Source organism: Paenibacillus dendritiformis (genome assembly GCF_015845845.1).
Taxonomy (GTDB): Bacteria; Bacillota; Bacilli; order Paenibacillales; family Paenibacillaceae; genus Paenibacillus_B; species Paenibacillus_B dendritiformis_C.
In genome coordinates this window covers 1-14,817 of record NZ_LDIG01000234.1, presented here as the reverse complement: position 1 = coordinate 14,817, position 14,817 = coordinate 1, and the positions used below count along the sequence as shown (strand labels likewise).

At 53.7% G+C, this 14,817-nt stretch carries 14 protein-coding genes, 1 rRNA gene and 1 other RNA gene; all 16 read left to right on the top strand.

Features of this window, described 5'->3' with window-relative positions; translation table 11 throughout:
* The first annotated feature begins 366 nt into the window (after positions 1-366).
* A complete protein-coding gene (locus ABD76_RS23100) occupies positions 367-1,968 on the top strand; it encodes a CTP synthase (protein ID WP_197259396.1) in 1,602 nt (533 codons plus the stop codon).
* 216 nt (positions 1,969-2,184) lie between these two features.
* Entirely contained in the window at positions 2,185-2,586 is a 402-nt protein-coding gene (locus tag ABD76_RS23095) for a response regulator (RefSeq protein WP_197259395.1), read from the top strand.
* A gap of 247 nt (positions 2,587-2,833) precedes the next feature.
* Complete coding sequence (gene fba / locus ABD76_RS23090) at positions 2,834-3,688, top strand: class II fructose-1,6-bisphosphate aldolase (protein ID WP_168183010.1); 855 nt, start codon at positions 2,834-2,836, stop codon at positions 3,686-3,688.
* 155 nt (positions 3,689-3,843) lie between these two features.
* The gene (locus ABD76_RS23085) at positions 3,844-5,097 is read left to right on the top strand and encodes a UDP-N-acetylglucosamine 1-carboxyvinyltransferase (protein WP_197259394.1); all 1,254 of its coding nucleotides are present in this window, start codon (positions 3,844-3,846) and stop codon (positions 5,095-5,097) included.
* A 288-nt stretch (positions 5,098-5,385) separates the two neighbouring features.
* Positions 5,386-6,678 carry a transcription termination factor Rho gene (gene rho / locus ABD76_RS23080; protein ID WP_168183008.1) on the top strand — a complete coding sequence of 431 codons (1,293 nt, stop codon included), beginning with the start codon at positions 5,386-5,388 and terminating at the stop codon, positions 6,676-6,678.
* Positions 6,679-6,842: 164 nt separating this feature from the next.
* A complete protein-coding gene (rpmE, locus tag ABD76_RS23075) occupies positions 6,843-7,040 on the top strand; it encodes a 50S ribosomal protein L31 (RefSeq protein WP_197259393.1) in 198 nt (65 codons plus the stop codon).
* Between the two features lie 151 nt (positions 7,041-7,191).
* Positions 7,192-8,157, top strand: coding sequence for a helix-turn-helix transcriptional regulator (locus tag ABD76_RS23070; RefSeq protein ID WP_197259392.1), 966 nt, complete (start codon positions 7,192-7,194; stop codon positions 8,155-8,157).
* 6 nt (positions 8,158-8,163) lie between these two features.
* The gene (locus tag ABD76_RS23065) at positions 8,164-8,799 is read left to right on the top strand and encodes a hypothetical protein (protein WP_197259391.1); all 636 of its coding nucleotides are present in this window, start codon (positions 8,164-8,166) and stop codon (positions 8,797-8,799) included.
* A 43-nt stretch (positions 8,800-8,842) separates the two neighbouring features.
* Positions 8,843-9,110, top strand: an RNA gene (gene ffs, locus ABD76_RS23060) — signal recognition particle sRNA large type.
* A gap of 181 nt (positions 9,111-9,291) precedes the next feature.
* Complete coding sequence (locus tag ABD76_RS23055; protein ID WP_197259390.1) at positions 9,292-10,440, top strand: ATP-binding protein; 1,149 nt, start codon at positions 9,292-9,294, stop codon at positions 10,438-10,440.
* Between the two features lie 128 nt (positions 10,441-10,568).
* A complete protein-coding gene (dnaX, locus tag ABD76_RS23050; protein ID WP_197259389.1) occupies positions 10,569-12,332 on the top strand; it encodes a DNA polymerase III subunit gamma/tau in 1,764 nt (587 codons plus the stop codon).
* A 37-nt stretch (positions 12,333-12,369) separates the two neighbouring features.
* Complete coding sequence (locus ABD76_RS23045; protein WP_168183002.1) at positions 12,370-12,681, top strand: YbaB/EbfC family nucleoid-associated protein; 312 nt, start codon at positions 12,370-12,372, stop codon at positions 12,679-12,681.
* A gap of 215 nt (positions 12,682-12,896) precedes the next feature.
* Positions 12,897-13,496 carry a recombination mediator RecR gene (gene recR, locus ABD76_RS23040; protein WP_197259388.1) on the top strand — a complete coding sequence of 200 codons (600 nt, stop codon included), beginning with the start codon at positions 12,897-12,899 and terminating at the stop codon, positions 13,494-13,496.
* A 155-nt stretch (positions 13,497-13,651) separates the two neighbouring features.
* The gene (locus ABD76_RS23035) at positions 13,652-13,924 is read left to right on the top strand and encodes a DUF2508 family protein (protein WP_197259387.1); all 273 of its coding nucleotides are present in this window, start codon (positions 13,652-13,654) and stop codon (positions 13,922-13,924) included.
* A complete protein-coding gene (locus tag ABD76_RS23030) occupies positions 13,925-14,188 on the top strand; it encodes a pro-sigmaK processing inhibitor BofA family protein (protein WP_197259386.1) in 264 nt (87 codons plus the stop codon). It begins immediately after the preceding gene.
* Positions 14,189-14,506: 318 nt separating this feature from the next.
* Positions 14,507-14,817, top strand: a 16S ribosomal RNA gene (locus tag ABD76_RS23025); the annotation flags it as partial.

The following is a 14,817-nucleotide window of genomic DNA, read 5'->3' as shown; positions in this document are numbered from 1 at the left end:
CCTGGAAGGGGCGGAAATCCCCTCCTTGTGCTGGGCGAATCTGGATCCTGGCGAGACCGCGATCAATTGGCTGGAAAATCCGCAAACGTTCCCTTGACACGGCATGTCCTACAGAGTAAACTAGCATATGGGCTTTTGATTTGTTTGTAATTGAATAGGTTGATTGACGCTAAAAGATGAAAGTGCCCCGTGACACTACGGGAGTCACTTTTTTATTTTTTTATTGACATTTTTTCATCAATTTTTCTCGTGCAAATGGGTTACGATAACATCAGGCAGCATGTGATTTCTTCGAACCCTGACTCAAGAGTCAAAGCCTCCCGAGAACATGTCTTGTATGCATTTGATCATAGGAGGGTTTCACCAGTGGCAAAGTATATTTTTGTGACGGGCGGCGTTGTATCTTCTCTAGGCAAAGGGATCACTGCGGCGTCCCTGGGAAGATTGCTGAAGAATCGGGGGCTGAAGGTTACGATCCAAAAGTTCGACCCCTATATTAACGTAGATCCGGGCACGATGAGCCCGTATCAGCACGGCGAAGTGTTCGTGACCGACGACGGAGCGGAGACCGACCTCGATCTCGGACACTACGAGCGCTTCATCGATATCAACTTGTCGAAGAACAGCAATGTTACGACCGGCAAGGTTTATTCATCGGTCATCTCCAAAGAACGCCGCGGTGAATATCTGGGCGGCACCGTTCAAGTGATTCCGCATATTACGAACGAGATCAAGGAGCGCGTCTTCCGCGCCGGCAAGGAAGCCGGTTCCGACGTGGTCATCACCGAGATCGGCGGCACCGTCGGCGACATTGAGAGCCTTCCGTTCCTGGAAGCCATCCGCCAGATTAAGAGCGATGTGGGCCGCGACAACGTCATGTACATCCATGTTACTCTGATTCCATACATCAAGGCTGCCGGCGAAGTGAAGACGAAGCCGACACAGCACAGCGTGAAAGAGCTGCGGAGCATCGGGATTCAGCCGAACATGCTCGTATGCCGGACAGAGCACGCCTTGTCCGAGGACTTGAAGCGCAAGATCGCGCTTTTCTGCGATATTGATGCCAATGCCGTCGTGGAATGCCGCGACGCCTCCACTTTGTACGAAGTCCCGCTGATGCTTCGCGATCAAGGCATGGATGACATCGTCGTCAATCATTTGAAGCTGGAGACGAAGGAGCCGGATATGACGGAGTGGATTAAGCTCGTCGATCGCGTGAAGCAGCTCCAGGGACAAGTCGAGATTGCGATCGTGGGCAAATATGTCGCTCTGCACGATGCGTATCTGTCTGTCGTCGAAGCGTTGGCGCACGCAGGGTTCGATGCGAATACGGAAGTGAACATCCGCTGGGTCAACGCGGAGGAGATTACGGACGACAATGCGCGGGAGCACCTCGAGGGCGTGCACGGCATTCTGGTGCCGGGCGGCTTCGGAGATCGGGGCATTGAAGGCAAAGTATCCGCGATCCGCTATGCCCGCGAGCAGAAGATTCCGTTCTTCGGCATTTGCCTCGGCATGCAGGTGGCGGTTATCGAATATGCCCGCTCCGTGCTGGGCATGACAGGAGCGAACAGCTCGGAGATCAATCCATCGACCGATTACCCGGTCATCGACCTGCTGCCTGAACAGAAGGATATCGAGGATCTGGGCGGAACGATGCGTCTGGGACTGTATCCTTGCAAGCTTCAGGAAGATTCGCTTGCGATGGCAAGCTATCAGGACGAGCTAGTGTATGAGCGCCATCGTCACCGTTATGAATTCAACAATGAATACCGCGAGGCGATGGAGCGCGCCGGTCTGAAGTTCAGCGGCACATCTCCGGACGGCCGGCTGGTCGAGATCGTGGAGTTGGCTGACCATCCATGGTTCCTGGCGGTGCAATTCCATCCGGAATTCACTTCCCGTCCGAACCGCCCGCAGCCGCTGTTCCGGGAGTTTGTCCGGGCGGCCGTGGCGCACCGCGGATAATGATCCAGGCGGAAATTCCCATAATGGGGATTTCCGCCTATTTTTTGCTCTTTGGAAGGGGAAGATCATGTTTTTCCGTATTTCAAGCAGGATTTTAATATATCAAGGCGAATAAGTACCATTATTCTTGCTTTGGAAAAAAAAGCATGTTCATACGAGGCGACGCCTGTATTAACGGGTGCACTCGCTCGTGTTACACGATGGGAGGGGTACCAGTTGGAGAAGAAGAAAGTATTGATAGTCGATGATCAAAACGGTATTCGGGTTCTTCTGATGGAAGTATTCAGCAGTGAAGGATACTCGACCTACCAAGCTTCCAACGGAAAGGTTGCATTGAACATCGTGCGTGAGGAATCTCCGGATATTGTCTTGCTGGACATGAAGATTCCGGGCATGGACGGCTTGGAAATTTTGAAGCAGATTAAGAAGATGGAGCCGGAGATGAAAGTCATTATGATGACAGCCTACGGAGAGTTGGATATGATCAAGGAAGCGACCGATCTTGGCGCGATCATGCATTTTACGAAGCCGTTCGACATTGATGAGATGAGAGTGGCGGTGAACATGACGCTGCAACAGGACCATTCGGCGGCGAACCCGGCGAATATGACGACATGACCCGATAGACAAGGCAATGACATAGGTTTGAACGATGCTGGGCGCTGACACCCGGCTTCTTTGCTTTGAGCGGGACGGATGAAGGGCGAAGCGCGGAAATGGCGGTCGGACGGCGTCTTCGAAGCGGCAGGGTTTGTCAAGAGGTTGTTTACTTTTTTACGGTCAAATGTGATATAATAACACCGTACTGGATGTCGGCTAACTACAGAAATACAGACAAAGACAACTTCTTAGGAGGATGGAGACCATGCCATTAGTTTCGATGAACGAATTCCTGCCAAAAGCAAAAGCGGGCAAATTTGCGGTGGGCCAATTCAACATTAACAACCTAGAATTCACTCAAGCGATTACGGAAGCAGCCATGGAAGAGAATGCGCCAATCATTTTCGGTGTATCCGAAGGGGCATTGCGTTACATGGGAATGGAATATACCGTTGCCATGGCGGAAGCGGCTGCGAAGAAATCCGGCTTGCCAATCGCTTTGCATCTTGACCACGGCAGCACATTTGAAGTCGCTATGGCTTGTATCCGTGCAGGATTCTCTTCCGTCATGTTCGACGGATCCCATCATGCATATGAAGACAACATTCGCTTGACCAAGGAAGTCGTTAAAGCGGCTCATGCGATGGGCGTATCCGTCGAGGGCGAATTGGGAACTATCGGCGGGGTCGAAGACGACCTGGAAGTGGATGAAGCATCCGCACAACTGGCTAAACCGGAAGAAGCGATCCGTTTCTACGAAGAAACGGGCGTAGACGCCCTGGCGATTGCGGTCGGTACGGCTCACGGCATGTACAAAGGCGAGCCAAAACTTCACTATGATATCATTGAAGCAGTAGCTTCCAAAATTCCTGTGCCAGTCGTGCTTCATGGCGGTTCCGGGGTGCCTGACGAATCCATCCGCAAGGCTATCGCGGCGGGCGCCGGCAAAATCAACGTGAATACCGAGAACCAAGTCGCTTGTACGGCAGCGATTCGCGAAGCATTGGCGAAGGATGCCGACATGATCGACCCTCGTAAATATTTGACTCCGGCTCGTAAAGCGATGGTGGAAGTCGTTCGCGCCAAAATTCGCTTGTTCGGCAGCAACAACCAAGCGTAACAAGCGCAATTCCATAGTTAATACTACGTTTACGAATACGGGAATAGCACCGGTTCGCCGGTGTTCTTCCCTTTTTGCATTATGGGGAGCCGATATAGGCCGGATGTCGCCGGCTGTCGGGGTTGTCAGCAACGCATGGGAGGAACTGGCTTGTCATGGAGAAGTTAATGATTAGCGGCGGTCGGCCGCTTCGAGGCTCCGTTCAGATCAGCGGTGCCAAAAATAGCGCGGTTGCGCTTATTCCTGCAGCAATCCTTGCGGAGACGGAAGTCGTACTGGATAATTTGCCCGAACTGAGCGATGTCGCCACTTATATGGAGATTTTGACGGAGCTTGGCGGACAGGTTAGCTGGGAAGGTTCCTGTCTGCGCATCGATCCGTCGCGGATGATTTCGGTACCGATGCACAATGGACCCGTCAAAAAATTGCGGGCCTCCTACTATTTGATGGGCGCGCTTTTGGGTCGGTTCGGCGAAGCGACCATCGGCATGCCGGGCGGCTGCAATTTCGAGCCTCGCCCGATCGATCAGCATATCAAAGGCTTTGAAGCTTTAGGCGCGACGGTTACCAACGATCACGGCTCCGTCCATATTTATGCGCGGGAACTTCGCGGCGCCAAAATCTATTTGGATGTCGTCAGTGTAGGGGCGACCATTAATATTATGCTTGCGGCCTCGCGCGCCAAAGGCACTACGATTATTGAAAATGCGGCCAAAGAGCCTGAAATTATAGATGTTGCCACACTGCTTAATGCGATGGGCGCCCGCATCAAGGGAGCGGGCACGGAGACGATCCGCATTGAAGGCGTGGACAGCCTGCGCGGCTGCACGCACTCGATTATTCCGGACCGCATTCAGGCGGGAACGTATATGATTGCGGCTGCGGCCACTTGCGGCGATATTCTGATTGACAACGTTATCCCAAAACATCTGGAAGCCCTTACGGCGAAGCTGGAAGAAATGGGCGTTCGCGTCATCGAAGGCGATGAGTCGCTTCGCGTTATCGGACAGCCCGAATATAACAGCATCGATGTGAAGGCGCTTGTATATCCCGGATTTCCGACGGATCTCCAATCCCCGATGACCAGCTTGCTGACGCAGGCCAAAGGGGTGAGCATGCTGACGGACCTCGTGTACAGCAGCCGGTTCAAGCATGTCCCCGAACTGGCCCGCATGGGGGCCAAAATACGGGTGGAAGGGCGAACCGCCGTCATCGAAGGCACGAAGCTGAATGCGGCGAAGGTCAGAGCGTCCGATCTGCGTGCCGGCGCTGCGCTCGTTATTGCCGGCTTGACGGTAGATACCGATGTCACGGAGATTTCAGGAGTCGAATTTATCGACCGCGGGTATGATCATCTCGTGTCCAATTTGCGCAATCTTGGCGCCGATGTATGGCGTCAGGTGGAATAAATCGATTCTGTTGGGGTAAAGATAGGTTAATAATAGATTGATATGGGCACAATCCATACAGAGACAAGATTTCTATTTCTACGATATATCAACCTATGATGAAGAATTGGCTGCCTCTGGCTCACCATCTTCTCATCTTCATTCCGTCCACGATTTCTTTCCGGTGAAACAGCCCATCAATACAAATGACATAGAAAAAACAACTGCTGTATTCCCGTGCTGAATAAGGGAAAGGGACTTATTGATACGACATTGTCCGCATTTCATAACAGAATAGGAGTTGTATTTATGGATTTACAAATTTCCGATTTGGAAACGAAGAAATTGACCGAATTGTACAAGCTGGCGAAGGAATTCCAGATACCAGGCTATGGTCAATTGAAGAAAAAAGAATTGATTTTCGCGATTTTGCGCGCGCAAGCGGAGCAAGGCGGCTATATGTTCATGGAGGGCGTTCTTGACATTTTGCCGGAAGGCTTCGGCTTCCTTCGGCCGATTAACTATTTGCCGAGCGCGGAGGATATTTATATCTCGCAGTCGCAAATTCGTAGATTCGATCTGAGAACGGGGGATGTCGTCTCAGGCAAGTGCCGCCCTCCGAAAGAGAACGAGCGCTATTTCGGGCTGCTGCAGATTAATGCCGTGAATGGCGAAAATCCAGAAGATGCCGCGCAACGGCTGCACTTTCCTGCATTAACCCCTCTTTACCCGCAGAAGAAGCTGGTGCTCGAAACTTCCCCATCCCGCATTTCAACACGGATTATGGATTTGATTGCTCCTGTCGGCTTGGGACAGCGCGGCTTGATCGTCGCACCGCCTAAGGCCGGGAAGACGCTGCTCTTAAAAGAAATCGCCAACAGCATCTCGGAGAACAATCCTGAAATTGAGCTGTTCGTGCTGCTGATCGACGAGCGCCCGGAAGAAGTCACCGACATGCAGCGTTCCGTCAAGGGCGAAGTCGTGGCATCCACATTCGATGAAGTGCCCGAAAATCATATCAAGGTCGCCGAGCTCGTGCTTGAGCGGGCGCTTCGCCTTGTAGAGCATAAGAAGGACGTCGTTATCCTGCTGGACAGCATCACCCGGCTGGCACGGGCCTATAACCTGGTTATTCCGCCATCGGGGCGGACGCTGTCGGGCGGTATCGATCCGGCTTCCTTCCATCGTCCGAAGCGCTTCTTCGGTTCGGCGCGCAATATCGAGGAAGGCGGCAGCCTGACCATTTTGGCGACGGCGCTGGTCGAGACCGGGTCGCGCATGGATGATATCATTTACGAGGAATTCAAAGGCACAGGCAACATGGAGCTGCACCTGGATCGCAAATTGGCGGAACGGCGCATATTCCCGGCCATCGATATCCGACGCTCCGGAACGCGCCGCGAGGAGATGCTGCTGTCGAAGGAAGAGCTCGACAAGCTGTGGATGATCCGGAAAAATATGAACGAAACGCCGGAATTCATCGATCAGTTCCTCAAAAAGCTGCGTGATACGAAGACGAACACGGAATTCCTGGCTACCTTGGACGCGAACGGCAACACGCCGACGCCGACGCGCCGTACCCGGAGCACTTCGGTCAGCTAATAGAGTGCGGCGGAACTAGATTGGACGAGCCGGACGGACGCTATGGCTTTTCCCGATACGCTACTTTCTGGTTGCGCTGTTGGGCGAGCCGTGATATAATTCATTATTGTTCTATATAACTCTGGGAACGCAAAGGGCTCAGGGCGGAAAGAAGGTGAATTCGAATGAAAGAAGCGATTCAACCAAAATACCACATTACTACGGTAACTTGCGCATGCGGTAATACGTTCGAAACAGGTTCGGTTAAGGAAAACCTGAAAGTAGAGGTGTGCTCGGCTTGCCATCCGTTCTTCACAGGCAAACAGAAGTTTGTTGATGCGGGCGGTCGTGTGGATAAATTTAAGAAGAAATATGGCATGTAATACGTTAAATATAGACTCTCTTGCTGGAGACAGCGAGAGGGTTTATTTTTTTATGCCGACGCGCCGTTGAGCACAAAATGTCAAAACCGCACCCGATCCGGCGGGATATGATATAGAGGAAAGCCGGGAGGACAGGAAGGATCGTGTTCTCATGGGAGGAAGGGAGCATGAGCGGTGGATACGCCGCGCGGTGGCTTATATTGAACGGCATCTGACCGATGATGTGAACTTTGATGATGTAGCCCGCCACACGGCAGTGTCCCGCTTTCATCTGCATCGGGTATTCCAGAGGCAGTTGGGGTACAGTGCGGCTTCCTATTTGCGGGAGCGGCGTCTCGCCCGCGCCGCGGCCGATCTGCTTCGGACGAACAAGCGGATTCTGGACATCGCGCTGGAATACCGCTTCGCCGGACAGGACTCCTTCACGCGCGCGTTCATGCGCCTCTACGGCATGACGCCGCACCAATACCGGAGCGGCTTCCGGATATTTCATCGAACGGAGGAGGGATTGATGGTGAGTGATGTATTTCATGACGATGCGCAGCCGTCTAACCCGCTGCGGGCTCCGCAGACCGCGCCCCAAGGCTGGATCATTACCGGGCTCTACCCGCATGAATACACGGCAGGCATCGATCGGGTTCAGGTGCACCGGGGGAAGGCGTCCGGCACGCTGCGGGGAGATGCGTCGGCCAAGCCGGACGGCTTCGGGACGCTGATGCAGATGTTCGATGCCGGGCAATATCGAGGACGAAGAATCCGGCTCAATGGATTTATGAAATCGGAGCGGGTAAAGCAGTATGCGGGGATGTGGATGCGCGTGGACGGACCGGAAGAGAAGGTGCTTGCCTTCGACAATATGACGGCCCGTCCGATACAGGGAACGACCGAATGGGCGTTGTATACCATTGTGCTGGATGTGTCGGAGCAGGCGGAGGCGATTGCCTTCGGGGCGCTGCTCAGCGGACCGGGACAGATCTGGATAGACGGATTGCGCTTCGAGGAGGTCGACGAGACCGTCCCGGCGACCGATATGCTGCCGGAGATCGGGCAGTCCCTGCCTGCCGCCCCGGTCAATCTTGACTTCGAGGCGGATCTCTCCGCACCGGGGCAGGAGTGAGATCCAATGGCAGAAAAACTGCTCGGCTTCGGCTTCGGATATCTTATCCGGCTCCTGCGGGGCGATCTGTCCCCTGCGCTGCTTCTCGCTGCGGGAGCGATGCTGCTGCTGGCCGCCGCCGTAGAGGCATGGGGGAAGCGGCGCTATCAAGCCTGGATACAGGCGGAACGGGGCAGTCATCCTATACATGAGAGGAAGCTCTCCAGCCTCGCCGCCGATAGTCTGCTGTCCATGGCGGGAGCGCTCGTCGTGTGGGGCGTCATCTATGGAATGCTTGTCCTGGCCAAGAGGACGTTTCCGGCATGGGGCTGGCCGGGGCAGACGGATGCGAATCCGGCCCTGGCATGGCTGAGCCTGCTTGTCGCGTACAGCATCATTATTGGCTTTGGTTGTCTCCATGCGCTGTTCATCGGCCGCAGACTGAGTCTCAGCCCGTTCTGGATCGTAATCGGGACAGCATGGATGGTGCTGGTCACCTGCGCCTTCCTTCGCTTATATCCGTTGGATACCACGCATATAGGCGCATATGCGCTGTGCGGCTTCATGAGCGCCGCCGGCACGCTGCTGTTATGGGGCTTAAGAGAGGCCGAAGCCAAGGAGGAGAAGGAAGCGGCGGAGGACCGTGAAGCTGTAAAGAATTGACTTCGGTTGCACTTTCGGCACAGATCGTCTATACTAAGTTATGCCGTGCTAGACGGGGAGGTAGCGGTGCCCTGTAACTCGCAATCCGCTGTAGCGAGGTTGAATTCCTGTTAGAGGTTTTGTTGATGTGAGGCTTGGTATTCGTCTTTGGTGTTGACGGCTGGGTCCTTCGCAATGAATACCTATGAATCTGGTCAGGTCCGGAAGGAAGCAGCCATAAGTAGGGTTTTTCATGTGCCGGAGGGAAGCCTGGCCTGAGCTGTAAGGCGGAGGTGCCGCTCGGATCACAATTATCAATAACAGGTGCACGGTTCCATATCGTATATCGAACACCGAGCGAATCGGTGTTTTTTGTTCTCCTTTTATGAATACATGTTCAAATATTAAATAAACGAGGCAGGATTTTATTTGCGTTTACGGAATACTATACATATCCCCCAACATCAAGAGGGAGCGGTAGAGATGGGCGCAATAATACGATGAGGTGAGCCTATGACGGAATTGAATCGGCCTCTTGGTTCTCAGCAAGCGTGTACCCTCTCCTCTGCCGGATCGACAGAGGGACAGGATCAGGAGCAAGGAAAGCTGAATTTGCTGCAGCAGTTTGCGGGTGCTTTTTTGCAGGACGTCAATCTCGGCATCCTGCTGCTCGATGCCCAGTTCCGCCTGGTGGATATCAGCGACATGGCGTGCCGGATTCTCGGATGGACCAAGCCCGAAGTGCTGCATCGCCGGGTCAATGATCTGTTCGGAGAGATGCCGACGGAGTACCATCTTGTACAGCGGTCGCTTCTGGAAGGTGTCGTCACCCACAACCATGCCGTCTCCTGGACCAACGGATCGGATCGCTATGATCTGCTGATGGACTCGAATGTTCTGCGGGACGAGCAGGATCGGATTGTTGGCGCTTACGTGCTGCTCAAGGATGTGTCCAATCTGCGCTCGCTCGAAGAGCAGGTGCAGCGGAGCGACAGACTCGCCATGATCGGCCAGATCGCGGCCGGAACGGCTCATGAGATACGGAACCCGTTAACCTCGATCAAGGGCTTCCTGCAAATGTTCAAAAAGAAACTCGACGAGCATGGCATGATCAAGGAAGTGCATTACACCGATATTATGCTGACCGAGATTAACCGGATCAACGAATTGGTCGGCGAGTTTTTGCTGCTGAGCAAGCCGAAACATCTGACGATAGAGCGGGTGAATCTCCACCAGGTGCTGGGCGAGATTTTACCTATCATTCAGAATGAGGCGGTTCTTCATGCGGTTCAGGTCAACTACAAGGCGGAGGAGCCGCTGCCCCTGGTCATTGGCGACCGCGAGCTGCTCAAGCAGGTGTTCATTAATATTGCCAAAAACGGCATCGAGGCGATGAGCGAAGGCGGCGTGTTGAACGTGACGGCAAGACGGGATGACGAGAGCAAGCGGGTCTTGATTGACATTCAGGATTCGGGTCCAGGTATCCCTTGCTACATTATCGACAAAATTTTCGATCCGTTCTTCACGACCAAGGCGAACGGCACAGGTCTAGGATTATCGGTCTGCCAGCGCATTATTCATGATCTGGGCGGCTCGATACGGGTTTCGACCAAAGGATATGGCACGACTTTTACCCTTTATTTCCCATTCCCGGCACCATAAATCACCGCCTTATCGAACATAATAGGACTCAAGAACAGCCGTTTTCCTGATTGCCAAAGAGAGGGAATGGCTGTTTTTTTACAATTTGTGATATAGTATAATAAGAAAAACGCTCTCGAGGTTACAGCATGGGACATATTGCATTGTATCGCGCTTGGCGGCCACAGTCATTCGGTGACATGGTTGGACAACAGCATATTATTCAGACATTGCAAAACTCGCTGCGTGAGCGGCGATTTTCGCATGCCTACCTTTTCAGCGGTCCCCGGGGAACCGGCAAGACCACCGCTGCGAAGATCATGGCCAAAGCGGTCAACTGCGAACAGGGTCCGGGTCCGGAGCCTTGCAATGAATGCGAAGCCTGCCGGCGCATCACTGCCGGTGCGGTCATGGATGTCGTCGAGATCGACGCCGCATCCAACCGGGGCGTGGAAGAAATTCGCGATCTTCGGGAAAAGGTCAAATACGCGCCTTCCGAAGTTCGCCACAAAGTGTATATTATTGATGAGGTTCACATGCTGACGACGGAGGCCTTCAACGCGCTGCTCAAGACGCTGGAAGAACCTCCTGCTCATGTCATGTTCATCCTGGCCACGACGGAACCTCATCGCCTGCCGGCGACCATCGTCTCCCGGTGCCAGCGGTTTGATTTCCGCAGAGTGACTCTGGAGGAACAGGTAGCCCGTCTGGAGCAAGTGTGCAGGGATGAGGGAATTGAGGCCGACCGGGACAGTCTGATCTATATCGCGAAGCTGTCGGATGGCGGCATGCGCGACGCGATCAGCCTCCTTGATCAGGCGGCATCCTTCACTGACGGCCGTCTTGACTACCGGCAAGTGCTGGACATTACCGGCGGGATACCGGAGGAGCAGTTCGCGGACATCGCCCGCGCCGTTCAAGCCGGGGATGTAGGATCCGTGCTTGCCACGGTGGAGTCGATGATGCAGGAAGGGAAGAGCGCGGACAAGTGCATGGAGAGTCTGCTCTACTTTTTCCGCGATCTGTTGATGCTGAAGATGGTGCCGGACGGAGAAGGGATGACGGATCGTCTGACGCGTGTCGAAGCGTTCCGGGAGCTGGCCGATGCCTTTGAAGCGGCAAGCTTGTTCCGGATTATCGATACCTTGAACCGGTATCAGACGGACATGAAATATGCGGTGCAACCGCAAACCTTATTCGAGGTAGCCTTGCTGCAGTTAGCCGTGCAGAATCAACCGGGGACGCTGACAAGCCAACCGGAGGCGGCTGAACGGCAGGCCGATCGTTCCGATGGGGCGGTATCTTCTTCCGTCGTGCAACAATTGCAGCGTCAAGTTGCGTCATTAGAAGCGAAGCTGAATGAATTGGCGAAGGCGAGAATACCGGACGGGCGTTCAGACGGGGGACAACCCGAACGGGCCCCGGCTGCCACCAGAGCGCCTGCGCGGGTGTCGCGGATGGCGAAGCAGCCGCCTCATTTCGAACGGTATACCGCCTCGAAGGATTCCTCCGACTCGAACCGCATCCGCTCCAATTGGGGACAGGTGCTGCAGCGAGTGAAGGAAGCCGGCGTCACGATTCACGCTTGGCTTGTCAATGGGGAGCCTGTATCGGCACTGGAAGATCGGGTGCTGGTCGCCTTCAAAAATACGATTCACCGGGATACGACCGAGAAGCCCAACAACAAGCAGGTGATTGAGCGTGTCCTGTCCGAAGTGTTCGGCAAGCCGTATCAGCTCGATACGATGATGCTGAAGGATTGGGAAGAGGCGGCGGAGCGGTCTGCCGGAGAGAAGGAAGAGCCTGCGTTCCGGCTGGAGCCGGAAGGTTCCGAAGCGGAATCGGCGCAAGAACCTTGGATTGACGAGGCGCTCCACATGTTCGGGGAAGACCTCGTTGTCATAAAAGAGTAATTATATTATTCTATGAAAAAAAGGAGAAATTACAGCGATGAACAATATGAATCAAATGATGAAACAGGTCAAGAGAATGCAAGAGCAAATGCTGAAGGCCCAGGAGCAACTGGCTGACAAGAAGACGACGGGGACTTCCGGCGGCGGCGCAGTCACTGTTGAAGTGAACGGCCACAAAAAAGTGCTCAGCATTGTCATTAAGCCTGAAGTCGTTGATCCGGAAGATATCGAAATGCTTCAAGATCTCGTGATTACCGCTGTCAATGACGCGCTGACCAAAGCAGAAGATATGGCGAATGACGATATGGCCAAATTTACAGGCGGTATGAAAATTCCTGGCTTGTTCTAATAAGGCGACATGTTCGGCATATACCATTCGGTATATGCCCTTCTGTTATTGTAGGGGAAGTTCAAAGTCCGCGTTGCAGCCTTTCGGTGCTGAAAGCCGGCCTTTTTGAACACGCCCTATGGGAGCGGAGATTTCCATCTCGCGAAGTCTGCGCGGATCGCCGGTTCGCGAGAAGCGGCGTCTGCATCCTATGCCATTGAAAAGGAGAGGCAGCCTTGTATTATCCAGAACCGATCGCGAAGTTGATCGAGGCATTTTCCCGCTTGCCGGGCATCGGGCCCAAGACGGCTGCCCGCCTTGCGTTCCACGTCATCCGCATGCCTGAAGATGATGTCATCGACTTCGCCAAAGCGTTGGTCAACGTGAAGCGCAATCTGCAATATTGCTCGGTATGCTGCAATATAACCGATTCGGATCCGTGCCGGATCTGTCAGGACAAGAACCGGGATCCTTCCGTCATCTGCGTGGTGCAGGAAACGAAGGATCTGGTGGCCATGGAACGAACGAAGGAGTTCCAGGGGTATTATCATGTGCTGCAGGGCGCAATCTCTCCAATGGAGGGGATTGGGCCGGAGGATATCCGTCTTGCCGAATTGCTGAAGCGGTTAAGCGATGAACGGGTGAAGGAATTGATCTTGGCCACGAATCCGAATATCGAAGGGGAAGCGACGGCGATGTATATATCTCGCCTCGTGAAGCCCTTCGGTATCCGAGTGACGCGCATTGCCCACGGCTTGCCGGTGGGGGGCGACCTGGAGTATGCCGATGAAGTGACGCTGTCCAAAGCGCTGGAGGGACGGCGGGAAATTCAATAGAAACATGCGTTGAACAGGATTGGCGGCGCATAACATAGCATGAGCCATCTCGGCCCCTGGCATTCAGCCAGGGGCTTTTTGTCGGCATTTTCGGTTCTAGTCTTGTCCAGATTCCCATAACCATAGTTATACCAAGGAATGGGGAGGGACGGAACGTGCGATGGCTGACGATCAAGCGCTGGTTCTCCGGGGTCCAAAAGCAGGAAGTCGCGGAGGCAATCGAACATGAGCAGTTGATGGATGATATTAGGCAGGCGCTCCGGGAATGGGAGCGGGCCCATTCCCGATTCCAGTATGCGGTCGGCGAAGATGAGGTCGACTATGCAATCTTTACGTTGGAAGCTGCCGAGAAGCGAGTGGCCATGCTAATCAAAAAAGCAAAGCGGAATGAACTGCATGCTCTTAAGCTGGGAAAGGGGTGGACCTAAATGAAATGGGTGATGATCGGCATACTCATCGTATCGGCGGCAGCGCTGCTGTTCGTCTTGCTGCGCCAGCGATTGGCCTGGCGGGGAATCTTGAGCTTCCTCCTCCATGGCACAGCGGCCTTCGTGCTTCTGTATATCGTGAATACGACCGGCTTGGCGGCTGAGGTATATGTGCCTGTCAATCCGGTTACGTTATCCGCGGTCGGGTTGCTTGGAGTCCCTGGTTTGGCGGCGATTATTTTCTTGAAAATGGTTATGATTTAGTTATTGACTTGCTGTATACGTCTGTGGTACATTATAAAGCGTCGCTTCGAGAACCGAGGCAAGCAGTCGAAAGATGTCGAACGACATCGAAAAAAAGATTTAAAAAAATGCTTGACGAAGAACGCTCGAATGTGATATATTATAAAGGTCGCTGCTGAACGCAATGACAACGCGAGAAAGAAAGATATAAAAGCTTTTAGAAGCTTTATAGAAGACTTTCGAACGAATAATTGTTCTTTGAAAACTGAACAACGAGTGATGTTTGTGCAAGAGGTCAAATGACCTCGTCGGCAATACATGAGCAAGTCGAACTTAACTTTTATGGAGAGTTTGATCCTGGCTCAGGACGAACGCTGGCGGCGTGCCTAATACATGCAAGTCGAGCGGAGCGGATGGAGTGCTTGCACTCCTGATGCTTAGCGGCGGACGGGTGAGTAATACGTAGGTAACCTGCCCTTAAGACCGGGATAACTCACGGAAACGTGGGCTAATACCGGATAGGCGATTTCCTCGCATGAGGGAGTCGGGAAAGGCGGAGCAATCTGCCACTTATGGATGGACCTACGGCGCATTAGCTAGTTGGTGGGGTAACGGCTCACCAAGGCGACGATGCGTAGCCGACCTGAGAG